The sequence below is a fragment of the Micromonospora sp. NPDC049801 genome (assembly GCF_040656575.1).
Lineage (GTDB): Bacteria > Actinomycetota > Actinomycetes > Mycobacteriales > Micromonosporaceae > Micromonospora.
Genome location: NZ_JBFAMS010000016.1, coordinates 46,167 through 69,152 on the forward strand (window position 1 = coordinate 46,167; position 22,986 = coordinate 69,152).

General features: G+C 71.7%; 24 protein-coding genes and 1 pseudogene. 20 read left to right on the forward strand and 5 right to left on the reverse strand.

The features are described from left to right. Positions 1-54 precede the first annotated feature (54 nt). Positions 55-879: a helix-turn-helix transcriptional regulator gene (locus tag AB0I89_RS26120; protein ID WP_357131966.1), complete on the reverse strand. Its 825-nt coding sequence runs from the start codon at positions 877-879 to the stop codon at positions 55-57. Positions 880-1,119: 240 nt separating this feature from the next. On the opposite strand from AB0I89_RS26120, the gene AB0I89_RS26125 reads away from it, so the two are divergent. From AB0I89_RS26125 to AB0I89_RS26145, 5 genes are all read left to right on the forward strand, one after another. Further along, positions 1,120-1,857: an SDR family oxidoreductase gene (locus tag AB0I89_RS26125; RefSeq protein ID WP_357131969.1), complete on the forward strand. Its 738-nt coding sequence runs from the start codon at positions 1,120-1,122 to the stop codon at positions 1,855-1,857. A gap of 24 nt (positions 1,858-1,881) precedes the next feature. Next, positions 1,882-2,184 carry a hypothetical protein gene (locus tag AB0I89_RS26130; RefSeq protein WP_357131972.1) on the forward strand — a complete coding sequence of 101 codons (303 nt, stop codon included), beginning with the start codon at positions 1,882-1,884 and terminating at the stop codon, positions 2,182-2,184. Positions 2,185-2,360: 176 nt separating this feature from the next. Then, a complete protein-coding gene (locus AB0I89_RS26135) occupies positions 2,361-3,131 on the forward strand; it encodes an IclR family transcriptional regulator (protein WP_357131975.1) in 771 nt (256 codons plus the stop codon). Between the two features lie 441 nt (positions 3,132-3,572). After that, on the forward strand, positions 3,573-5,003 hold the full coding sequence (locus AB0I89_RS26140; RefSeq protein ID WP_357131978.1) for an extracellular solute-binding protein: 1,431 nt from the start codon (positions 3,573-3,575) through the stop codon (positions 5,001-5,003). Between the two features lie 101 nt (positions 5,004-5,104). Continuing rightward, positions 5,105-7,021, forward strand: a complete 1,917-nt coding sequence (locus tag AB0I89_RS26145; protein WP_357131981.1) for an ABC transporter permease subunit — start codon at positions 5,105-5,107, stop codon at positions 7,019-7,021. A gap of 10 nt (positions 7,022-7,031) precedes the next feature. Here the strand turns inward: AB0I89_RS26145 and AB0I89_RS26150 are convergent, their stop codons facing one another. Continuing rightward, a complete protein-coding gene (locus tag AB0I89_RS26150) occupies positions 7,032-7,931 on the reverse strand; it encodes a CDP-diacylglycerol diphosphatase (protein WP_357131984.1) in 900 nt (299 codons plus the stop codon). A gap of 191 nt (positions 7,932-8,122) precedes the next feature. Beyond that, positions 8,123-8,920, reverse strand: a complete 798-nt coding sequence (locus AB0I89_RS26155) for an SAM-dependent methyltransferase (protein ID WP_357131987.1) — start codon at positions 8,918-8,920, stop codon at positions 8,123-8,125. 143 nt (positions 8,921-9,063) lie between these two features. On the opposite strand from AB0I89_RS26155, the gene AB0I89_RS26160 reads away from it, so the two are divergent. Together AB0I89_RS26160 and AB0I89_RS26165 are read left to right on the forward strand one after the other, a co-directional pair. Further along, a complete protein-coding gene (locus AB0I89_RS26160) occupies positions 9,064-9,558 on the forward strand; it encodes a hypothetical protein (protein WP_357131990.1) in 495 nt (164 codons plus the stop codon). Between the two features lie 101 nt (positions 9,559-9,659). Continuing rightward, complete coding sequence (locus AB0I89_RS26165) at positions 9,660-10,286, forward strand: phosphatase PAP2 family protein (RefSeq protein WP_357131993.1); 627 nt, start codon at positions 9,660-9,662, stop codon at positions 10,284-10,286. Between the two features lie 3 nt (positions 10,287-10,289). Here the strand turns inward: AB0I89_RS26165 and AB0I89_RS26170 are convergent, their stop codons facing one another. Beyond that, entirely contained in the window at positions 10,290-11,039 is a 750-nt protein-coding gene (locus AB0I89_RS26170; protein WP_357132249.1) for an A24 family peptidase, read from the reverse strand. A 722-nt stretch (positions 11,040-11,761) separates the two neighbouring features. On the opposite strand from AB0I89_RS26170, the gene AB0I89_RS26175 reads away from it, so the two are divergent. From AB0I89_RS26175 to AB0I89_RS26230, 12 genes and pseudogenes are all read left to right on the forward strand, one after another. Then, complete coding sequence (locus AB0I89_RS26175) at positions 11,762-12,238, forward strand: hypothetical protein (protein ID WP_357132252.1); 477 nt, start codon at positions 11,762-11,764, stop codon at positions 12,236-12,238. A 32-nt stretch (positions 12,239-12,270) separates the two neighbouring features. After that, positions 12,271-13,149 (forward strand): hypothetical protein, encoded by an 879-nt coding sequence (locus AB0I89_RS26180; protein ID WP_357132255.1) that lies wholly within the window; start codon positions 12,271-12,273, stop codon positions 13,147-13,149. 46 nt (positions 13,150-13,195) lie between these two features. Continuing rightward, on the forward strand, positions 13,196-13,855 hold the full coding sequence (locus tag AB0I89_RS26185; protein WP_355048367.1) for an SAF domain-containing protein: 660 nt from the start codon (positions 13,196-13,198) through the stop codon (positions 13,853-13,855). Positions 13,856-13,857: 2 nt separating this feature from the next. Continuing rightward, positions 13,858-14,658: a ParA family protein gene (locus AB0I89_RS26190; RefSeq protein ID WP_357131996.1), complete on the forward strand. Its 801-nt coding sequence runs from the start codon at positions 13,858-13,860 to the stop codon at positions 14,656-14,658. Further along, positions 14,648-16,183: a CpaF/VirB11 family protein gene (locus tag AB0I89_RS26195; RefSeq protein ID WP_357131999.1), complete on the forward strand. Its 1,536-nt coding sequence runs from the start codon at positions 14,648-14,650 to the stop codon at positions 16,181-16,183. The genes AB0I89_RS26190 and AB0I89_RS26195 overlap by 11 nt, the downstream gene beginning before the upstream one ends. A 4-nt stretch (positions 16,184-16,187) precedes the next feature. Continuing rightward, entirely contained in the window at positions 16,188-17,090 is a 903-nt protein-coding gene (locus tag AB0I89_RS26200; RefSeq protein ID WP_357132002.1) for a type II secretion system F family protein, read from the forward strand. A gap of 37 nt (positions 17,091-17,127) precedes the next feature. Continuing rightward, positions 17,128-17,997 (forward strand): type II secretion system F family protein, encoded by an 870-nt coding sequence (locus AB0I89_RS26205; RefSeq protein WP_357132258.1) that lies wholly within the window; start codon positions 17,128-17,130, stop codon positions 17,995-17,997. A 24-nt stretch (positions 17,998-18,021) separates the two neighbouring features. Continuing rightward, positions 18,022-18,225 carry a hypothetical protein gene (locus AB0I89_RS26210; RefSeq protein WP_357132005.1) on the forward strand — a complete coding sequence of 68 codons (204 nt, stop codon included), beginning with the start codon at positions 18,022-18,024 and terminating at the stop codon, positions 18,223-18,225. 5 nt (positions 18,226-18,230) lie between these two features. Further along, positions 18,231-18,677, forward strand: a complete 447-nt coding sequence (locus tag AB0I89_RS26215; RefSeq protein WP_357132008.1) for a TadE family protein — start codon at positions 18,231-18,233, stop codon at positions 18,675-18,677. Then, the gene (locus AB0I89_RS26220; protein WP_357132011.1) at positions 18,674-19,141 is read left to right on the forward strand and encodes a TadE/TadG family type IV pilus assembly protein; all 468 of its coding nucleotides are present in this window, start codon (positions 18,674-18,676) and stop codon (positions 19,139-19,141) included. The genes AB0I89_RS26215 and AB0I89_RS26220 overlap by 4 nt, the downstream gene beginning before the upstream one ends. Continuing rightward, entirely contained in the window at positions 19,138-19,584 is a 447-nt protein-coding gene (locus tag AB0I89_RS26225; protein WP_357132014.1) for a pilus assembly protein TadG-related protein, read from the forward strand. Before AB0I89_RS26220 ends, AB0I89_RS26225 begins: the two co-directional genes overlap by 4 nt. A 14-nt stretch (positions 19,585-19,598) precedes the next feature. Further along, positions 19,599-20,633 (forward strand): annotated as a pseudogene (locus AB0I89_RS26230) (LysM domain-containing protein); the annotation flags it as partial. A gap of 619 nt (positions 20,634-21,252) precedes the next feature. Here AB0I89_RS26230 and AB0I89_RS26235 read toward each other — a convergent pair. After that, positions 21,253-22,107 carry a DUF2231 domain-containing protein gene (locus AB0I89_RS26235; RefSeq protein ID WP_357132017.1) on the reverse strand — a complete coding sequence of 285 codons (855 nt, stop codon included), beginning with the start codon at positions 22,105-22,107 and terminating at the stop codon, positions 21,253-21,255. A 78-nt stretch (positions 22,108-22,185) separates the two neighbouring features. On the opposite strand from AB0I89_RS26235, the gene AB0I89_RS26240 reads away from it, so the two are divergent. After that, positions 22,186-22,986 (forward strand): crotonase/enoyl-CoA hydratase family protein, encoded by an 801-nt coding sequence (locus tag AB0I89_RS26240; protein WP_357132020.1) that lies wholly within the window; start codon positions 22,186-22,188, stop codon positions 22,984-22,986.

The window sequence follows — 22,986 nt, forward strand, 5'->3', positions numbered from 1 at the left end:
TGAGGTAAGACGACCGTCCCCGCGCGATCGGGTCCCCCACTCCTGTGACCGTCGTCACTCTGCTCGGCTATCTGATGCCGGCAGTGTGGCCAGCGCCTTGGCGCTGCGGCTGCCCGGTTCGGGCGTGCCGACCAGCAGTTGCTGACCGGGAGCGTCCCGGACGTCGAAGGTCTGGTAGGTCAGCTCGATCCGCCCCACCTCGGGGTGTTGGATGACCTTGAACATGCGGGTCAGGCCCTGCGCTGTCTGGTCCGCCCAGAGGGCGCGAAACTCTGGCGAGTCCCGTCGCAGGTCGCTGACGAGCGCCTCGATCCGGGGGTCGCCCGGGAAGAGACCGGCGTTGAGTCGCAGGGCGTGTACGACGTTCTCGGTCAGGGTCGGCCAGTCGGGAAAGACGGTACGGGCCTGCGGATGCCGGAACAGCACCCGGACCATGTTGGTCGGGCCGGTGAACGGGGACAGCAGGGCCGCCGCCACGCCGTTGGTGGCCAGCACGTCGAACGCGGGACTGAGCACGTACGCGGCGGAGATGGGGAAGGCGTCCAACAGCCGCAGTAGGGCGGGGTGGACGGACGCCCGAGCATTTTCCGGGCCGGGGCGCGGATGGAGCCCGGCGAGCCGGAAGAGGTGACCGCGCGCCTCCTGGTCGAGGCGTAGGGCCCGGCCGATCGCGTCGAGCACCTGTGCGGAGGGATTGCGCTCCCGGCCCTGCTCCAGGCGGGCGTAGTAGTCGGCGCTCACCCCGGCCAGGACCGCGATCTCCTCGCGGCGCAGTCCCGGTACCCGGCGGTCGCTACTCCCGAGCAGCCCGACCCCTTTCGGGTCCACTCGGGCGCGGTTGGCCCGAAGGAATTCCCCAAGCCGGTTTGAATCGGACATGTCGACCAGCCTAGAACCCGGCGACACCGGGCCAGCCGCCGGCTTCGCGGGGCCGGTCGCCGCGCCGTACAGCTTCCGGCCGAGGGCGTACGGGACCGAGCGGACCGAAGTTGGACGAGGACGTATGCGCCGCCGAGGTGTCGCGCACCCAGGAAGCCACACCCTTCCGGGGGTCGTGCACGGGCCGCATCGTTGAGCAGCGGCGCTCGGCCGCAGGTCCGAAGCACGACGGGGGAAGCAATGGCAGACAGCACCGACTCGAAGATCATCCTCATCACCGGGGCCAGCAGCGGCATCGGCGCGGCGACGGCTCGCCGACTGGCCGCCGACGGCCATCACGTCGTGCTGGGCGCCCGGCGGGTGGACCGGCTCGCCGCGCTCGTCGACGAGCTGCGCGCTGCCGGTGGCGCAGCCGACCACCACGAGCTGGACGTGACGAGCCGGGACAGCATGCTCTCCTTCGTCAAGGCCGCTCACGATCGGCACGGCCGCGTCGACGTACTGATCAACAACGCCGGCGTGATGGCCCTCTCCACCCTCGACGCGCTGCGGGTGCACGAGTGGGAGCAGATGGTCGAGGTGAACCTGCTCGGCACCCTCTACGGCATCGCCGCCGCGTTGCCACTGATGCGGGCGCGCGGTACGGGACACATCATCAACATCGGTTCGACAGCGGCGTACCGCGTCGACGCGACGGCGGCCGTCTACTGCGCCACCAAGTACGCGGTCCGGGCCCTCACCGAGGGGCTACGCCAGGAGAGCCGGGACGTCCGGGTGACGCTGGTGAGCCCCGGCTACACCCACTCGGAGCTCACCGAGCACGGCGGCTCCCCCGAGGTGCGCGCCGCCGTCCACGCGGCGGCCCAGGAACTGGGGATGCCGGCCTCGGCGGTCGCCGACGCCATCGCCTACGCGATCGCCCAGCCGGACAGCGTCGACGTCAACGACATCACCATGCGATCCACCGTGCAGGGCTGAGCGCACACCACGAGGAGGGCACCCATGAGCGAAGCGCTCGAGATGACCACGTTCCGGCTCGTCGCCGGCCTCACCGGCGCCGACTTCGTCGACGCCAACGAGGACATCAACGAGTACCTGCGACGGCAGCCCGGCTTCCGGTGGCGTCGGATCATGCAGGCCGACGACGGCACCATCACCGACATCGTCGCGTGGGACTCGGCCGCCGACGGCCGGCGCAGCGCCTCGGGGATCATGACCGAGATGGCCGGCTCCCCGGTGCACGCCACCATCGACCAGGCCACGGTCGACTTCCGGATCGTCCCGGTGCTGCAACACACCAGCTGACATCGACACCTGACGCCACCTTCCGGAAGTGCGCCGCGGCGCGCCCGGAAGGTGGCGCCTGCCGTCCCCGCCTGGTCCGGAGCCTGGCGCGGACGGCTCACGTGGCTATCCTCTTCAGGTGCTGGTCCGTGTGGAGATCGTTGACGCGGGTCCGGCATTTCGAAGGGACTAGCGACATGGCCCGTGTGGTACCGGCAGTTATCCGCGCACTCGACGTCCTCGAACTGTTCCTGGACTGCCCCCAACTGTCGGCCCGCCAGGTGATGGAGCGGCTCGACCTGCCGCGCACGACCGTCCACGAGCTGCTCGTGACGCTCGAGGCTCGCTCGTACCTGATCTCCGTGCCGGGTCAACCGGTGCAGTATCGGCTCGGGATGCCGCTGTTCCAGCTGGGCGCGGCGTTCGCGGGTCGGCTCGATCTGGTACGCGAGGCGCAGGGTGTCGCGCGGGACGTGGCCGCCGCCTGTGACGAGGCGGTTCACGTGGCGGTGCTGGACGGCGCGGATGTCGTCTACCTCGTCAAGTTCGACAGCATCCACCCCGTTCGGATGGTGTCCGGAGTCGGGTTGCGGCTGCCCGCCCACTGCACGGCGGTCGGCAAGGTGCTGCTGTCGGCCCTCGATCCGGAGGACTTGGACGCGGTCCTGTTGAAGGATCCCCTGCCGGGCATGACGTCGGACAGCATCACCGACCCGGACCTCCTGCGGGCGCATCTCGACCAGGTCCGGGCGGAGGGCGTCGCGGTCGACGTCGGCGAGTCGGACAGCGCGATGCGCTGCGTCGCGGCGGCGATCCGGGATCACTCCGGGGCCGTCATCGCCGCGATGAGCCTGTCCGCGCCGATCATCCGGTGGACGCCGCAGGTGCAGGTGGAGTGGACCGGGTTGGTTCGCGAGGGCGCGGCAGCGCTGTCGACGCGCATGGGCTATCGGGCCCAGTCCCGGTAGCAAACCTCCCGCTTTCGGTTCGAAACAGCATCGAAACATTGACATCGGTGACCGGGCTGCTCTAGCGTCGCACCACTCGATGCGGTATATCGAACCTAGTTCGAAATCTCGAACGGCGGTGGTCTCGTGACACGACCGAACCGGAACGTCAGCGCCCCTGTCTCGACCCTGTCGCCGACCGCCTCGACCACGTCGCGCCATCCGAGGTGCGGCACCCGACAGATCTCGGGTGGCTCGGACGGAGCACGCGTGAGCGGACGTCCCGCGGCGGCCGGCTGGCCCGCTCGCCGTGACGGCGACCGACGAGCGAACTGATCTCGACAGGCGACCCTCCGTGGTCGCCACCACAGAAGCCCAACTGGAAACACGACGATCGCGGCGTTCGCCGGGTACGCCTTCGGCGTGCGGCCGTGCGCGGCGAGATGAAGGAGGCGGGTGTCCATGGAGGACAAATCGGGTTGGTCTCGACGCGGCGTGCTGGGGATGGGGGTGGGAGTGCTCGGCGCGGCGGGTCTGGCCGCGTGTGGGGGCACCTCCGAATCGCCGACCAAGGTGCAGGCCGAGGTTCCGCAGGAGCTGATCGACGCCGCCGCGTCGATGAAGGGCTCCGCGATGGGGATGTTGTCGCAGAAGCTGTACTCGACGGCGGCGAACGACGCCCTCGACAGCTCGATCAAGAAGTTCGCCGACACCACCGGCACCAAGATCGAGAACAGCCTTGTGCAGGCCGACGCGGGCGACGTGGTCGCCAAGATCGATGCCGAGGTCAAGGGCGGGGTGGCTCGTGACCTGGCGTTCATGACCGACTCCCGGTTCGTCGCGCAGTTCCAGGCGCTGGGCGACCTGGAGGACGTCACGGACGTCGTCCAGGCGCTGACCGCCAAGTACGGCGAGCCGTGCGCGGAGGCCAAGAACTACTGCGTCTTCGACGGCAAGTGGTTCGCGATCCCGTACCACTTCATTGGGATCGGGTCGTTCCTGCGCAAGGACTGGATGCAGGACAAGGGCATCACGCCCAAGGACATCTACAGCTGGGAGGAGCTGCGGGACGTCTGCCTGGAGATCTCCGATCCCGGCAAGCGCCGGTTCGGCTGGGGCATGACGATCAACCGGTCCGGCGACGCCAACGGCATGATCGAGGCGCTGATCAACGCGTACGGCGGGTCGATCGCCTCCAACGACGGCCGCAAGGTCACATTCGAGTCGCCGGAGACGGTGCAGGCGGTGACCTTCCTCGGCGACATCTACACGAACTCCAAGTACAAGCCGATGCTGCCGCCGGGAATCGCGAGCTGGACCGACACCAGCAACAACGAGAACTGGCTCGCCGGCATCCTCGGCTACACCCGCAACCAGTTCAGCGTCTACGCGGACTCGCGGACCAAGAAGAACCCGGTGCACGCCAACACCCACGTGTTCTCCGACTGCATCGGACCGGCCACCAACAACCCCCTGCTGCTCGGCCAGTCACAGGGCTTCGTCATCTTCAAGGGCGCCAAGAACCCCGCGCTCGCCAAGCTCCTGGCGCAGTACCTGGTCAGCGCGCCCGCGCTGCTCGGAGTGGCGAAGGAGGCACCCGGTCTGGTGATGCCCGCCTGGGAGAAGGTCTGGGACGCGGACCCGTTCTTCACCAGCGGCGACCCGGCGTTCCCCATGCTGCGCAAGATCACCCAGTTGCAGCTGCCGTTGAACACGAAGAACGGCCTGACCTTCCCGCAGAAGGCCAGCGCCGGCCAGCAGGCCGTCGGCTCGGCCTACGTCCTCACCGACATGATGCAGCAGGTCGTGCAGGGCACCGCGCCCGCGCAGGCCGTCAAGGCGGCCCACACGAAGATGGTGCAGATCTTCAACCAGCAGGGGCTGCCGCAGTGAGGACGCTCCGTCCCGCGCGGGTCCCGGCGGCGAGGGCTTCCTCGCCGCCGGGATCCGGCTCCCTCACGCCGACCCAGCGCCGGCTGGGTCGTGACTGGCGAATGGCGGCGCTATTCCTGACGCCGATGGCCGTGCTGGTCGGCGGCCTTGTGCTCGTACCGATCGCCCGATCGATCGTCACCAGCACCACCGAACGGCACGGGCAGGAGTCCGTGTTCGTCGGCCTGGACAACTATCTGCACCTCGTCGGCGACGACCAGTTCCACACGGGCGTGGTGAACTCGTTCGTCTTCACCGCGTACGCCGAGATCTTCAAGGTCGTGCTCGGGCTGGCCGCGGCCCTGCTGCTGCACCACCGACGCCGCGGGCGGGCGGTGCTGGCGGGGTTGCTCCTGGTGCCGTGGGTGGTGCCGACCGTGGTGACCGCGTTCAGCTGGCGCGCGCTGCTCGACCCGATCTTCGGCAGCGTCAACAACCTGCTCACCGCCACCGGAATCGGGCCGCTGCTGGTCGACCTGCACCTGGTGGACAGCTGGCCGGCGGGCTGGCTGTCCGACCCGTCGCTGGCGATGCCGTCGGTCATCATGGTGAACGTCTGGAAGGGGGTGCCCTTCTTCACCGTGTGCTTCCTCGCCGGCCTGAAGGCCATCCCGGCCGACCTGTACGAGGCGGCGACCATCGACGGCGCGTCGGCGTGGCAGCGGTTCGCCAACGTGACGCTGCCCGGCCTGCGCCACGTGATCACCGTGACGGTGACCCTGTCGTCGATCTGGACGTTCAACAACTTCGACCTGGTCTGGCTGCTCACCCAAGGTGGTCCGGGTGACGTGACCGCGCCGTACGTGCTCGTCGCGTACTCGAAGGCGATCCTGCAGTTGCAGTACGGCGCGGGCGCGGCGGTCACGCTCGTCATGCTGCCGGTCATCGGCGGGCTGGTGTTCTTCCTGGTCCGGCTGCTGCGCCAGGATTCGGGGGCGAAACTGCCCCGGGCACGACGCGCGACGCTGCGGGTCGGTACGCGGGCGCGGAAGGCCCTGCCGTGGGTGATCACCGCGGTGGTCACCGGGCTGCTGATCTGGGCGTCGCCGGAGATCTTCTGGAAGGCGGCGGTGATCCTCGGGGTGATCCTGCTGATCGCGGCGGCGGTGGGCCGGGTGGTGTCGACCCTCCAGTCGCGCGGCGGTCGCCGGGCATCCTCGGCGGTGTCGGGCTTCGGCTCCTGGGTCGCGCTCGCCGGGCTGCTCTTCTTCGTGCTCGGTCCGCTGTACTGGATCGGCGTCACGGCCTTCAAGTCCGAGGGCCAGGTCGTCATGCGTACGGACGACCTGTGGCCGACGCCGTGGACCACGGAGCAGTTCACCGGGCTCTTCGCCAACCAGCCGTTCGGTCGCTGGTACCTCAACACCCTGCTGGTGTCCGCGGCGTCCACGGCGGTGGCGCTGGTCTGCGCCGCTCTCGCGGGTTACGCGCTGGCCCGGCTGCGGTTCCGTGGCGCGCAGGGGTTCACCGTCACCGTGCTGCTCACCTACGTGATGCCGGGCGCGCTGCTGTTCATCCCGCTCTACCAGATGCTCATCGGCGTGCGACTCACCGACTCGTTGTGGTCGCTGGTCGTGACGTACCCGACGTTCACACTTCCGTTCGCCACGTGGCTGCTGGTCGGCTACTTCTCCTCGATCCCCGTGGAGCTGGAGGAGGCCGCGCTCGTCGACGGCTGCACCCGCCTACAGGCGTTCGGCCGGGTGGTGTTGCCGCTGGCCAAGCCCGGACTGCTGGCGGTCGCCCTCTTCACCCTGACCAACGCCTGGAACGAGTTCCTCTTCGCCTTCGTGTTCATCACGAAGGACGAGTACAAGACGTTGCCGGTGGGGATGCAGTCGATGATCGCTGGAGATGTCGTACCGCAGGGACAGCTCGCCGCGGCCTCGCTGCTCGTCAGCATCCCCGTGGTGATCATGTACGCGCTCGGGCAGCGCTTCCTGACCGAAGGGCTCACCGCCGGGGCGGTGAAGGGCTGACCGGCGGAAATCAGGTGTACGCGAGCAGGAAGTCGACGGTGCCCGTACCGCCGGGCTGGCCCTGCGGGGTCTGGAGTGCGGGCTCGCTGTTGATGACGTAGAACCCGCCGTTGCCGACCAGGCGAGGGGTGACCGCCATCGCCTGGTTGGCCATGTTCGCCCCGGTCGGGCGTACGACGAAGTCGCGCAGCAGCGTGAACAGGTTGTCGTTCAGATTCGACACGTGCAGCACGCGGTAGGAGCGGGGGGCCGGGGCGCCCCCGCTCGTCAGGCCCCAGATCGGGACGATCTGGTTCCGCCAGTTCGCCGGGTTGTTGCTGATCACGTTGTCGTACGAGTTGAGCTGAGTTTGAATTCCACTGTGGATGCCGGCCAGGTGGATGTGCAGTTGGTCCTGCTGGCGGGCGTCGGCCGAGTTGATCCCGAGCCCGATGTGCGGGTACACCACGTGCGAGGGCTGCCCGGGCTGCGCGTTGATCCAGGCGTCCAACCAGTAGTTCGGCGCGGCGGCGGTGGCGATGAACGGGCACTCGATGCCCTTCACCCGGCAGGTCGGCACGAGCAGATAGTTGTGGGTGTTCGGCGGCGCGCCGTTGAGCACCACGTAGGTGGACGTGGTGCGCAGGCAGTTGGTCGGCGGTGAGGTCCGTGTACCCAGGCAGACCTGGACCCGGTCCCAGAGGTCGAACCGGCCGCCGGTGTCGGTGGGATAGCCGCACAGCGCCGACGGCGTCGGGCAGGCCGTGCCACCCGGGTTCGGCGGTGGCGGGGGTTGGGGTGAGCCGTCACCACCGTCGGCCATTCCGCCGTCCGCCCCGGCCAGGGTGAGAAGCCCGCCCGCGCTGGCGGCCCCGGACAACTTGACGAACTGCCGTCGGGCCATCTGATCGATCCGTCTGCTGCCGCTCATCGCCACTCTCCACCCAGGCCGGTCCGAGGACGCTGCCCGACCCGAAGTCCCTGGTCAGGGTTCGGACGAGAAGGTCGGAACGTGCCGAGATTAGGACAAACATTCACACCTCAGAGGGTCGCCGACGGCGGAGTCCCCTGATCGTGTCCTGACCACTCCCCCCGGGGCCGGCCGCCGAAGGCGAGAGCGGGTCAGCGGCGGACGCCGACCCCGGCGTACCCGTGCGATTCCACGACCTCGGACTCCCCGTCCGGCCGCCATCGGGTGGTCTCCACCAGACCGGGCTCCACCAGGTCGTACCCGGCGAAGAAGCGCAGCGTCTCGGCGTGCGTGCGGGGCACCAGCGGCGCGCTGCTGTTGCGGTAAACGGCCTGACCGCGCTCGGCCAACTCTGCCGGGATGCCGTCCAGCGTCAGGTGCGACAACGCCAGGTGGCTGCCGGGCACGGTCGCGTCGCGCAGCCGGGCGACGGCCCCCCACGGGTCGTCCCCGTCCGGAACGAAGTGCAGCACCGCGAGCAGCAGCACGGCCACCGGGCGGTCCAGGTCGAGCGTGCCCCGCACGCCCGGGTCGGCCAGCAGGTCGTCGGGCCGTCGCAGGTCACCCTGCACGACGGCGGTGCCGGGCACGTCCGTCAACAACCGCCTGGCGTACGCGACGGCCACCTCGTCGTAGTCCACGTAGACCACCCGGGCGTCCGGCGTCACCGCACGCACCACCTCGTGCACCGTGCCCTGGGTGGGGAGCCCCGCGCCGATGTCCAGGAACTGGTGTACGCCCTGCCCGACGGCGTACCGGACGGCCCGGCGCAGGAACTGCCTGTTCATCTGGGCGGCCGCCGCGGTGTCCGGGAAGATCTCCAGCACCCGCTGGGCGGCGGCCCGATCGGCGGCGAAGTTGTTGCTGCCACCCAGGAAGTAGTCGTACATCCGGGCGACGTTGGGGCGGGCGGTGACGTCGGTGGTGTCGGGTGTCGGCTGCTCGGTCACGAGGGATCCCTTCGACGCACGGTCGGATCTCGATGTGTAGCAGTTGAGCCGACGACCCGCCGCCCCCTCGTGTCGTTGATCCGGCTGCACCCCTGGTCAGCGCCGACCACGGTGGGGGCACCCACTCACGAGGAGGGACGCCGATGACCAGTCAACGGGAGACCGTACGGGTCGAGAAAGACCTGTTCCGCGCCGTGTACGACTCGCCCGCGTCACTGCCCGGCCGACACCGGTGGACCACGCCGGAGTCGGATGTCCGGCGTCTGGAGAAGCTGCTGGGTATGCCGACGCGCACCATCGGCGCCCCGCTCTGGGTCAGCGGCGACGAGCCGGACTGCCCGAAGTGCGGCCGGCGGATCACCTGGTACGACATCGTCTCCTCGGCGGTCACCGGACTGCACGACAAGGGCATGATCGCCGAGGTCATCCTCGGCGACCACAAGTACGTCAACACCGAGGTCCCGGACGCCATCGCGGGGGTGCACTGCGCCGACTGCCACACCGCCATTGAGGGCCTGCGCAGCTTCAAGTGCCACAACTGGGCGTACGCCTTCGAGGCGCTGGAGGCCGTCCGGGAGCGCATGGCCGGCGGCCCCGGCCCGACCCAGCGCGTGGCCGAGGGACCCGCGTCGACCTGAGCCCCGGTCAGCCGATCGAGCGCTGGACCCACCTGCCCCACGTTCGCGTTTCCAAGATGTCTCCAAGGTGAACGCGGTATGAACGTGTGGAGAGGTGATTCATGGCCGACAACGGCAGTACGGACGTCCCAGAGATCAGCGCCGAGTGGTACCGCGACATCGTCGATGCCGCCGCCGGCACCCCGCACCCGGTGCAGTGGTTCGTCGGGCACGCCACCGAGGGGGTGATCCTGCTCCTCGGCGCGCTCCTGGTGGTGGCCGCGCTGCGCCGCCTGGCCGGTGGCCCGCACGACCGGGCACTCGCCCTCGTCGCGCCGCTGCCGACTCTCCTGGCGTACGCGGGCAGCGAATTGCTCAAGACCGTGGTGGACGAGGACCGGCCGTGCCGGACGGTGGGCCGGGCCATCATCGCCGGCACCTGCCCACCGCCGGGTGACTACTCGTTCCCGAGCAACCACGCCACCCTCGCCGGCGCGCTGGCGGTCACCACGCTGCTGCTCTCCCGGCGGCTCGGGCTGCTCGCCCTGCCACTGGCCCTGCTGGCCGCGTTCTCCCGGGTCTTCGTGGGCGTGCACTACCCGCACGACGTGGCCGCGGGCCTGCTGCTCGGCGCCCTGGTCGCCCTCGTCGCGACCCCGCTGCTGGCCCGCCCGGCCGCCGAGGCGCTACGTCGCCGCACCGACGCCCGCCGTCGAATACCCGACCTGGCCGGCCGACCCCGCCCGTAACCCTCAGGTCGCCAGGAGGGCGCCCGCCGTGCCGAGGAGCAGGAACGGGCCGAACGGCAGGTGGGTGGTCCAGCGGACCCGTCGGGCCACCAGCAGCCCCAGGCTCACCAGCGCGGACAGCCCGAACGTGAGCAGCAGCCCGAGCACGAGGACGGGCCACCCGTACCAGCCGAGCAGCGCGCCCACGCCGAGCGCCAACTTGGCGTCGCCCAGCCCGAAGCCGCGGCGACCGAGCAGCAACGTGCTGGCGGCGAAGAACAGGGCCAGACCCGTACCGGCGGCGACGGCCCGCACCCACGGACCCGCCCCGGCGTCGGCCAGCGCCGCCACGCCGAGCAGCAGCCAGGTTCCGCCAGCGGCGGGCAGGGTGAGCCGGTCGGGTAGCCGGTGCACGGCCAGGTCGACGAAGACCGCCGGTAGCGTCCAGCCCAGCCACCAGGCCACGGCCGGCAACGCGCCCAGCGGCGGGCCGACGAGCACGAGCAGCGCCACGGCGGCCAGGGCCGCCACCTCGATCGTGCCGGGCGGCGGCCCGACCCGGGCGCGGCACCGACCACACCGGGCCGCCGGACCGAGCGCGGGCCACGGCCCGGTCAGGCTGATCGCGGCCCCGCAGGCGTCGCACCCGGTCCGGCTGGCGGCGTCCGAGGGTACGGCGTGACGCACGACGGCCAACCGCGCCAGCGGGGTGACGAGCAGGGCTGCCAGCACGGGTGCGAGCCGGAGACGACGGGTACCCGGCACCGGCCCCACCTCGGTGACCGTAGGACCGCCGGAGGCGGACGGTTGGTCGGTCGGTTCGGCCGTCAGCGCCACGTCGACCCCGCCGAACGTCGCGCGACCGCCCCGAAAGGTGAACACGGATCGTGACTGAACGTTCGCTCGGGTGTAGCGGATGGCGCGGAAAGCGACGTCCCCCACCGACTCCGTCCGCCCCGGATCGGCCCGCACGATGTGCGGTCGCCGCCGAGCCGCGACGCTGGCCACATGCCGGCTTCCGGTTGCGATGTCCCATTCTCGTAAGGGGCGTAGGGGTCAGGACGGATCGGCCCGCGCCAACGAGGCCGGGCCATTGGCGACCCCTCGACCGACAGCCATCCGAAGCGCCGCACGGACACCTGCCACCACCACCCATCATCACTCAGAGTGTTCGCATGAATTGCCTCTGTTGCATCGGCGAGCGTGAGCTTATGCTCGCCCCTTGAGTGTGACGCAAGCCTCACATCGATGATCGGACAACACAGGACCTCGCATTTGTAGAAGATCCGCAACGGTGAATGCAGAAGCGCCAATGAACGGCCGGATGAAGTGATCCGGGCGCGCTTTCGCATGCTCGACACCGGCGCTTCGTCGCCACGTCGGGCTGTCACGAGGAGGGTTCGGCGGTGGTCGGACGGCAGTTCAGGCGAGCAACAACCTGCCTGCTGGCGATCGTGGCGACGGTGGCGGCCACCGCCTGCGGCAGCGGGCCGGAGGTGGTCGACCGCCCGACGTCGGAGCGTGCCGACGGGGTACGGGCAGATTCGGATGTCGAACGCGGGGCCGCCGAAAAGGCGGCGCTCGAGGCGTACTCCGGATATCTCGCGGCCTCGCGCACGGCGAGTGGGCGCGGCGATCCGCACGCGCCGGAACTGTCCAGATTTCTCGCTGATCCACTGCTGACCCGGGTGCAATTGTCCATTCGCGACGCTAAGGAGCACGGCGCGATGCGTACCGGGACCTTGCGATCCGATCCCACCGTGATCGCCGTCGACCTCGACTCGGACCCGGCCACCGTGGAGATCCAGGACTGCCTGGACGCGACCGGCTACCGGCTCGTCTACACGAAGGACCAACGGGTGGTGCCGGGCAGCGGCGGCGGCAAGCACCTGGCGACCGCCACCGCCACCCGCTATCCGGACGGCCGCTGGCTGATCAGCTCCGGCGTCGCGCACCAGGACCAGCCGTGCTGAGCCGCCGGCTCCTCGCCGGGGTCGGTGTGGCGATGCTGCTGGTGGTCGGCACGACCCTGCCGGCCTCCGCCGCCCGCCGTGCGGGCCCGGGGGTGGAGTGCCCGCCCGGCCAACCGGACTGCAACGTCTGGGACGACGAGCCGGGCCACCCCGGCGACCCGGGGGGCGGCGGGGACAACGGCGGCGGAGACTCCGGCGGCGGCGGGGGTGGCGGCGTCTGCCAGTGGGGCGGCCGGACGATCCCCTGCTACGACGACCTGCTGGGTTGGTTCAACAACGGCGACGGCTGCTACTACAAGCTCGCCGTGCCGCAACCGTCGGCACCCGAGGGCCAGCAGTGGTACGTCCAGACCTGCAACGGCGGCGACCTCGGCGCGCAGCGAACCTTGCCGCTCGACGGGCCGCCGGCCGGCTTCGGCGCTCCGCCGGACCCGGAGGAGCTGGCCCGCCGGGCGCTCGCGTCGATCAAGCTGCTGCCGGCGCGGCTCAAGGTCGCCCCCCGCAAGGACATCGGCCCCGGCCTGGTCGGCCTGCCGGTCTGGATGTGGGCCACCCCGAGCGCCAGCTACTTCGGGCCGCTGAACGCCTCCGCGACCGACCGTGGGCTGACCGTCTCGATCGAGGCGAAGGTCAACCGGATCGTCTGGAACATGGGCAACGGCGACACGGTCACCTGCACCAAGCCGGGCACCCCGTACGACCCGAAGGGCAAGCGCGCCGGCCGCACCTCGCCGGACTGCGGCTACGACCACGGCTACCCGAAGGCGGGCACCTACCGGGTGGGTGCCACCACGTACTGGACGGTCCGCTGGTGGACCGACAACGGCGTGGAGGGCGACCCGATCGCGCAGACCCGGACCAGCGGCACCGTGCCGGTACAGATCAGGGAGCTCCAGGTGGTGACCAGGTGAGTGACCCGGTTCTGCGAGCACCCCAGCCACGAATGGAGATCGAACGGTGAGTGTGGCGACGCGTAACGCGACCGGACCGGTGGACGCGCCGGTCAGCCCGCCCAAGGTGGTCCGGCAGCGCCGCGTCCGTCCAGGCTTGCTGGGTCTCGCCGTACTCCTGATCGCCCTCGGTGGGCTGGGGGCCGCGTTCGCGGTCACCTCGGTCCGGGCCACCGGCAGCTACCTCGCGGTGGCCCGACCGGTGGAGGTGGGCCGGGAGGTCACCGCCGCCGACCTGATCACCGTGCAGGTCGCCGGCGGCCAGGGGCTACGCCCCGTGCCGGCGGGCCGGCTGGACGAGGTGGTCGGCAAGCGGGCCGCCGTGGCGCTGGTGCCGGGCACCCTGCTCACCCTCGGGCAGGTGACCGACGACCCGCTGCTCGGCCCGGGGCAGCAGCAGATCGCGCTCGGCCTGAAGACCGCCCAGGTGCCCGCCCGCGCGCTGCACCCCGGCGACAAGGTGCTGCTGGTCAGCACCCCGGACGACGACGCCACCGGGGCGGCCGCCACGGCGGGCACCCGGTTCACGGCCACCGTCATCGACATGGTCAGCCCGACGGACGACGAGAAGGTGCTGTACCTGGCGCTCCTCATCCGGGACGTACCCGCCGTGGTGGCGCTCGCCGCCCAGGAGCGGGTCGCCGTCGTGCTGATCGAGGCGGCCTGACCATGGCGATCATCGCGTTGGTGTCCGCGAAGGGTTCGCCCGGCGTGACCACCTCGGCGTTGGCCTGCGCCCTGACCTGGCACCGCCGGCTGGTCCTCGCCGAGTGCGACCCGGCGGGCGGGTCGATCCTCGCCGGCTATCTGGGCGGCCAGTTGGACGGTCCGCGCGGCATCGGGGAGCTGGCCGTCGGCGAGCTGCGCGACGGCAACCTGGAGACCGCGTTCTGGTCCCAGTTGGTCGACCTGGACGCGCCGCGCCGGGAACGGCTGCTGCTGCCCGGTCTGGTCGACCCGACGCAGGCCGGCAGCGTCACCCCGCTCTGGCAGCGCTTCGCCGACTACTTCAACGCCCTGGACCGGGGCACACCCGGCTACGACGTGCTCGTCGACTGCGGCCGACTGCACGTGAACGGCCCACCGTGGCCACTGCTGCGGGCCGCCTCGGTGGTGCTGCTGGTGACCCGGGCGAACCTGCCCGACCTGTCCGGGACGCGGGCGGTGGTCACCACGATCGAGCGGGACTTCGCCGAGCACCGGGTACCGCCGGGCACCCTGCGGCTGCTGCTGGTCGGCGACGGGCACGGGCGCGCCGAGATCAGTCGCGGGCTGAGGCTGCCGGTGATCGCCCGGCTGCCGCACGACCCGCGTACCGCGGGGGTGCTCGGCCTCGGTGGGACCGTGCGGGCCGGACGGCCGCTGCTGCGCGCGGCGACCGCGCTGGAGGTGCCGGTCGGGGCGTTGCTGGAACGGCGACGCGCCCGGCTGGCCTGGCCGGTACAGCAGGGGGTGCCGGATGCGGTTTGAACCCGTCTCGGCCGACCCCCGCCAGCAGCCGCCGGGCGCGACGTCCACCGCGCCACCGCTGACCCCCGCGAACGGCCGGCACCACCACGTGCCGCCGATGCCGCAGCCGACGCCCACGCCGCCGCCCGAGACGGCCCCTCGACCCCGGATGGACTTCCAGGTGGTCCGGGAGTTGCGCCGGGAACTCACCGAACGACTCACCCTGTGGCAGCGCGGGCGGGAGTTCACCGTCGACGAGGAGGACACCGAGCGGGCGCGGCTGGCCGTCCAGGTGGTCGCCGAGTACGCCGACGCGGTCCGCCGGGCCGGCACGCCGATGGCCGCCGGCGAGGAGCGTCTGCTGCTCGACCAGGTGACCGCCGAGCTGGTCGGACTCGGCCGGCTACAGACCCTGCTGGTCGACGACACCATCGAGGAGGTGCACATCCTCGGCTGCGACCAGGTGCGCATCACCCGACACGGCGGCGGGGTGGACTGGGGCGAGCCGATCGCCGACAGCGACGCCGAACTGGTCGAGATCCTCCAGGCGGCGGCGCGGCGGGCCGGCGCGACCGAGCGGTCCCTGTCCACCGTGAAGCCCACCCTCGACCTGCAACTGCCCGACGGCAGCCGGTTGGCGGCGGTGTTCCTGGTCAGCCACCGCCCGTACGCGGTGATCCGCAAGCACAACACCCTGGACGTGAGCCTCGACGACGTCGCCGGTAGCCGGGGCGACCTGGACGAGATGATCGACCCGCTGCTGCGTGACTTCCTGCGCGCGGCGATGCGCGCCGGGTTGAACATCATGGTCGCCGGGCTGGCCGGCGCCGGAAAGACCACAATCATCCGGGCCTTGATGAACGAGATCCCGCCCGACGAGCCGTACGTGCTGCTGGAGGAGAGCCGGGAACTGCTGCCGGCGCGCCGCCGCGAACGGCACCGGGCGGTGATGAGCTTCGAGGCGCGGGAAGGGCACGGCGAGCGCGGCTTCGACGGCCGTCCGGCGGGCGAGGTGACGATCGCCGACCTGATCCCGCTGTCGCTGCGGATGGGCGTCCTGCGGATCATCGTGGGCGAGGTGCGGTCCCGCGAGATCGTGCCGATGCTCCAGGCGATGACCACCAGCCGGGGCTCGATGTGCACGATCCACGCCCGTACGGCCGCCGGTGTCGGCGAGCGGATCGTCGAGTTGGCGTTGGCGCACGGCCGCGAGATGACCGTCGACCAGGCACGTCGGATGGCCGGCAACGCCCTCGACCTGATCGTCTACGTCACCGTCGAGGACGAGAGCGCGATCGGCGGACGTAAGCACCGGTTCGTCTCGCACGTGGAAGAGGTGATCGGGGCCGGCGAGGCCGGACGGATCACCACCACCACCGTCTTCGGTCCCGGTCCGGACGGCCGCGCGGTCCCCCGGCACCTGCCGGAACGCGTCCGCGACCAGTTGCTCCGCGTGGGGTACGACTCCCGACTGCTGACCCGGTGGATCGAGGCCGGTACGGGCGCGTGGCGGCGGCCCCGACAGACCCGACTGGCCCGGCGGTGACCTGATGGGGAACAGCCTGGAGTTGATCGCGGTGGTCTCCGGGGCCGCCTGCGTGGCGGGGCTCCTGCTGGCGGTGGTCGCGCTGGTCGGCACCCGTCGACCCCCGGGCCCCGGCCCGGGAGCGGGGCCCGGCCTGAGTCGCCTCTGGCGGGGCTCCGGCGCCACGCCCGCCGAGCGGCGGTCCTACCAGGCGCTGTTGCTCGCCGCGGTGGTCGCCGGGGCGTTGGCGTTCCTGCTGACCGGGCTACCGGTGGTGGGGCTGCTCGTGGCGGTGGCGGTACCCGGTACGCCGTGGCTGTTCGCGGTGGGCAAGGCCGAGCAGCGGGCGATCGCCCGGATCGAGGCCGTCGGCGAGTGGACCCGCCGGCTCAAGGACGTCTCCGGTACGGGCCAGGGCCTCCAACAGGCGATCATCAGCACGATCGGCAGCGTGCCACCCGGCATCGAGGACGAGGTACGACTGCTCGCCGCCCGGTTGCAGGCCGGCTGGCTGGCCCGCTCCGCGCTGCTGGCGTTCGCCGACGAGATCGGCGACCCGGTCTGCGACCAGGTGGTGGCGGCCCTGATCCTGCACCTCACCGACCGGGGCGAGCGGTTGGGCGACGTACTCGGCTCGATCGCCGGCGCGGCGTCCGCCGAGGTGGCGACCCGCCGGGAGATCGAGGCCAAGCGCACCCAGCCCCGGTTCGCGGTCCGGTTCCTGACCGGGATGACGCTGGCGACGCTGGCGTACGGGCTGATCAACACCGAGTACATCGAGCCGTACGGCACCCCGACCGGTCAGGTGGTGATGGCCGCGCTCGGCATCGCCTTCATCGGCCTGCTGGCCTGGGTCCGCTCGATGAGTCAGCCGCAGCGACCGGCCCGGTTCCTGCCGGCGCCCGACCCACAGGAGGTCGTCGCGTGAGCGCGAGCGCCACGGTGCCGGCAAGAGGCTCGCGATGATCGTCAACTGGCTCCTCGGCGTCGCCGTCACCGGCGGGGCGGCGATCGGGTTGGGCCTGTTCCTGGTGATCCGCGAGCTGGTGCCGGCCACTCCCGCGCTCGGCCCGGCGCTGCGCCGCCTGCACCAGCCGCCGGGTACCGGCCGGGTGGCCACTCCCGCCTCCCGGCGGTTGGACTGGCTCAGCGGGCTGTCCCGCTGGCTACGACCGCCGCACCGGCAGCTCGCCCTGATCGGCCAGACCCCCGAGCAGTACGCGCTGTCGGTGCTGCTGTCCGCGCTGATCGGACTGGCCACGCCGACCCTGCTCGGGGTGGCGCTGTTCGTCCTCGGCATCTCGCTGCCGCTGGTCGTACCGGTGCTCGGGGGCCTCGGCATGGCGTTCGTCGCCGGTCTGCTGGCGCACCGGTCGGTCCTGACCAAGGCGGACGCCGCCCGCGACGAGTTCCGCCAGGCCGTCTGCACGTACCTGGATCTGGTGGCGTTGCAGCTCTCCGCCGCGCACGGGCCCGTGCAGTCGTTGGAGCGGGCCGCGGCGGTCTGCGACGGCTGGGTGTTCGACCGCCTTCAGGAGGCGCTGCGGATCGCCCAGATGCAGATGCACGCCCCCTGGGACGAGCTGCGCGACCTCGCCGACAAGATCGGTATCCCGGAGTTGGGCGACGTCGGCGCGATCATGCGCTCCTCCGGCAGCGAGGGCGCGCAGGTGCACGAGACCCTGCGCAGCCGGGCCGACTCGCTACGCGACCAGATCCGCACCGACAACCTGGCCCGCGCCGAGGGCGTGACCAGCAAGCTCGACATTCCGGGCGCGCTCCTCGTCTTCGTGCTGCTCGGTTTCGTCGTCTACCCGTTCATCGCCCGTGTCTGATCCGACCCCGAGAAGGAGTACGCCATGTCCATCCTCACCTACCTGCACGTCGTGGTGACGACGCGCTTCGCCGAGCTACGCCGGGACGGCGAGCGGGGCGACAGCCCGGTACCGACCGCGGTGATCATCTTCGGCCTGGTCTTCGTGGCCACCATCGTCACCGGCCTGGCCCTCGGCAAGGCCAACGACTGGATGAAGGCCATCCCGGGCCACACGAACCCGAAGTAGCCGGCATGCGCCGAGTCACGTACCCGAGGTGGCGCCGGGCGGTTTCCGCTGCCCGGCGTCGTCTCGTGACCGGCGACCGGGAGGGGGGCGCGAATCCGGTGGAGCTGGCCGTGGTGATGCCGCTGATCCTGGTGCTGCTGTTCGCGTCGCTCCAGGTGGCGGCCGTCTTCCTGGCTCGTGCCACGGCGTTGAACGCCGCCCAGAGCGGGGTCAACGCCGAACGGCGGTACAACGCGTCCGACGGCGCCGGAGTAGCCAGCGCCAAGCAGTTCCTGTCCACCAGCGGCAGCTGGCTGCTGGGCTGGGACAAGGCCGGCGGCCCGAGCTGTGTGACCAGCGAGGTCGACGTGACCTGCACGGTGACCGGCCGGTCCCTGTCGGTCGTACCCGGCGTGGACTTCGAGATCGGGCAGACCGCGCACGGGCCGGTGGAGCGGGTGACAGCGCCGTGAGCCGGACCACCGAGCGCGGCTCGGTCTCCATCGAGGTCGCGGTGCTCGCGCCCGCGTTCATCGCGCTGATGGTGCTGGCGGGCGTTGCCGGACGCAGCGCGGTGGCGGCAGAGGCCCTCGACGCCGCCGCGCACGACGCGGCCCGCGCCGCGTCGATCTCCCGCGACCCGACCGACGCCAAGGAACAGGCCCGCAAGGCAGCCCAGGAGCAGTTGGACTGGCACGGGCTGGACTGCGGAGCCGCTCCGACCCTGACGTTCGGCGGCAGGGTCGGCAACAGCGACACCGGATTCGACGACGCCTACCGCAGCGCGCTCGGCCAGAACGCGACGGTCACCGTCACGGTCGAGTGCCGGGTGTCGTTCCGCGACCTACGGCTCAACGCCCTACCGGGCATGCCCACCGAGAACAAGATCGAGGCCAGTTTCACCTCGCCCCTGGACCGCTACCGGAGCCGACGATGAACCTCCGTACGCTCTCCGGCGACCACGGCCGGGTCAGCATCTTCCTGGCCGTGGCGATGATCGGCGTACTGGCCATCGTGGGGCTCTCGTTCGACGGCGCGGGCCAGCTCCGCACGCTGCAACGCGCCGACAACCTGGCCGCTGAGGCGGCCCGCGCGGGCGGGCAGGCCATCGACCGGGCCACCGCGATCGAGGGTGGGCCGACGCGGATCGACCAGCCGCAGGCCCGCGTGGCGGTCGCCGAATACCTCACCGCCGTCGGCTCCACCACCAGCCACACCGTGAGCTTCCCGCAGATCGCCGGGGAGGTCGTCGTCCGGGTACGCCTCACGATCACCTACCGCCGCTCGATGCTCGGCCTGTTCGGCTTCGCTGACCAGGTCACCATCACCGGCGAGGCGACCGCACGGGCCATCACCACAGCCCCACCCCCGGTCCCATAGGAAGGAAGGCAGCCATGTCCGCATCGGGTCGGTCCGTCGTACGGCGGACGGGACGCGTCCTCACCGGCCTCGGCGCGCTCGTCGTGCTCTGCGCCCTGGTGGCGGGCGCGCCGGTCGCGCTGCTCGCTTTCGCCGGCAATCCCCTGCCCGACCATCTGCCCACCCTCGCCGAGGTGGGCACCACCCTGACCAGCCGGGACGACGGGCAACTCTTCCTTCGGGCCCTGGCATTGGCCGGTTGGTTCGGCTGGGCCACGTTCACCTTCTCCGTCCTCGTCGAGTTGGGCGCGCAGACCCTGCGCCGGCCGGCGCCGAAGCTGCCCGGAATGAGCCGCCAGCAGAAGGCCGCCGCCGCGCTGGTCGGTTCGGTCGCCCTGATCCTCGCGGCCAGCCCGGCCGCCGCCAGCGCCGCCGCGGTCTACGCCGGTCCGGCGTACGCCCAGCCGAGCGCGTCGGCCACCACCACGCGGCTCACCGAGAGCACCCCGCTGGGCCTGGCCGCGAGCGGGCCCCGCGACGCCCTGGGGAGCGGGCCGCTCGGACTTGTCGCGCCGGGCGGGCCGAGCCCCGGCGACCAGGCTGCGCCGGTGTACCGCGTTGCCCGGGGCGACTACCTCGGCGAGGTGGCCGAGCGGTACCTCGACGAGTTCGACGACTACCGGCAACTCGCCAAGCTGAACCGGCTGGACGACCCGGACCGGATTCGTCCCGGGCAACTGCTCCGGCTCCCGGCGGAGGCCACCGACCAGGGCGCACGCTCGCACGCGACCGGCAAACTCGTCGGTCGACCCGCCGCGCCCACACCGCCCGCGCGACCGGCCCCGGAGCGGTCGGCGCCGGAGCGGTCGGCGCCGGAGCGCACACAGCAGGCACCACCCAGCGGTACGGAGTCGACGGGTGAGGCACCCACGATGACCGTCGGCGCGGCCCGGGCCGGAACCACCGACCGGGTGAACCGACCGCTGGCCGTCTCCGCCGTCCTGGCCGTGGCGAGCATCGTCGGCGCCCAGATCGGCGCGGTCCTCGGTCTCCGCCGTCGGCCGGCCACGGCCGGCGCCGCACCCCGGCTGACTGCGGCCGCCCGTACCCCGCGACGCCGGTCAACCCGGGTCGGCGGCAGCTCCACCACCGAGAGCCGCGCCTCCCGGAGCGGCAGCACTGGTCGGAGCGGCAACCCCGGTCGGAGCGGCAGCACTGCTCGGAGCGGTGACGCGGGTCGGAGCGGCAGCCCTGGTCGGAGCGGCGAGGCGGGTTGGAGCGGTGACGCGGGTCGAGCGGGCAGTGGCGCCGCCTGGGCCGCCCGTCGTGCGGCGGCGGCCACCGAGACGCCCGCCCCGCCCACTGGCCCTCCGACCGGCAGGCCGCTGGCCCTGCCCGGTCGTAGCGCCGGAGCGGTCGGCGAATGGGACGACGACGGCGTCCAGGGCGGTCGGCACCGGCGGGGTTGAGCCGGCACCCGCACGCGTAGGTCGCAGCCCCGCTCGCCGAGTTCCGCTCGAACGACGCCCGGGAGCTGCGGCCCACGCGCGGCCAACGCCCGAGCGCCGTGCCCCACACGCGCCCGGGAGCGGACACCCCGGACAGACTGATGCCACATAGTCATCAAGATGACTATGTGGCATCAGTGCGTCGAGGGCGGCCGGTCATCGTCGACCCCGCAGCACGCTGTCAGGGGAGACGGGTCTGGAGCACGCCGTCCTGGATGCGGGTGGGCAGGATCTGCTGGTCATTGCCGGAGGGACCTTGCATGACCTCGCCGCCGTTGAGACGGAACGCGCTGCCGTGCCACGGGCAGACCACGCACGCGTGGCCGTCGATCTCCTGGACCTCGCCCTCGCCCAGCGGCCCGCTCTGGTGCGGGCACCGCTCCAGCATCACCGTGACCTCGTCACCGTGGCGGTAGAGGATCACCGAGATGTCGTCGTCTACCTCTCGGGTGATCAGCGTGCGCTGCGGCAGGGTGGCCATGTCGGCCAGCGAGTGCCAGCCGTCGCTCATCCGGTGCAGCTCGGACACGCTCTGGTTGACCTGGGCGCCCTGCTTGTACGCCAGATGCCCGCCGATGTACGCGCCGAGGCTGACGGCGGAGAGGCCGAGGAACCCGAGCGCCCTGCCGACGCCGCTCCGCCCGGAGAGCCGCGCCGCCAGTGAGCCGGCGTAGAGGCCGACACCGACGGTGTTCGCGGCCGCGTGCACGAGGCCGACCCGGCGCTGGTCCCGGGAGAGCGCCGCCCAGTCGTTCAACCCGGCGACCGCCGCCGGCAGGGCGCTGACCGTCCCCAAGCCGACCAGCACGGTCGCCGGTCGGCGCTGCCCTGGCATCAGGTCCAGCACGGCGGCACTGATCCACGCCCCGACCGGCACCTGCACCATGGCCGGGTGCAGCGGGTGCCCCAGCGTCACGCCGTGCAGCAGGTCCCGCAGTCGCCGCGGTCGCAGCGTCCCCAGGACAGCCTTCTGCAACCGGTCACCCGCGCGGTCCAGCCGGGAGTCCTGCTCAACTTTCGTCAATAGCGCTCGCACGAGTACCGACTTCCCGGCGATCCCCCTCCCAAACCGGTCGCTGACGACAAACCTGCCGGGGGCGGGCATGCTGGCGGGATGGGTGTGCGGGTGGAGCGCAACGGGGCTGTCACTACGGTGATTCTGGATCGGCCGGAGGCGCGGAACGCTGTCGACGGGGCTACCGCTCGGGCGTTGGCGGATGCCTTCCGCGCCTTCGAGGCTGATCCGGACGCGGCGGTCGCCGTGCTGTGGGGGGCGGGCGGCACGTTCTGCGCCGGAGCCGACCTGAAGGCCATCGGCACGCCGAGAGGCAACCGGGTGGAGCCGGAGGGGGACGGCCCGATGGGTCCCACCCGGATGGTGCTCAGCAAGCCGGTGATCGCGGCCATCTCGGGGTACGCGGTGGCCGGCGGTCTGGAACTGGCGCTCTGGTGTGACCTGCGGGTCGCCGAATCCGACGCCACGCTCGGAGTGTTCTGCCGCCGCTGGGGCGTACCGCTGATCGACGGCGGCACGGTCCGGCTGCCTCGACTGGTCGGGGAGAGCCGCGCGATGGACCTGATCCTCACCGGGCGGGCGGTGCCGGCCGACGAGGCGTACGCCATGGGGTTGGCCAACCGGGTGGTGCCGACGGGCCAGGCGCGGGCGGCGGCCGAGGAACTGGCGACGGCGATCGCGCGGCACCCGCAGACCTGCCTGCGCAACGACCGGGCGGCCCTGCTGGCCGGCGTCGGACGGCCCGAGGCGGAGGCGCTGGCGACCGAACTGGCGTACGGGATGGATTCGCTGGACACCGACGCGCTGGCCGGCGCGGCCCGGTTCGCCGCGGGCGAGGGCCGGCACGGCACAACGCCGCCGGGAGGGTGGGACCTCCCGGCGGCGTCGGCTACCGGGTGA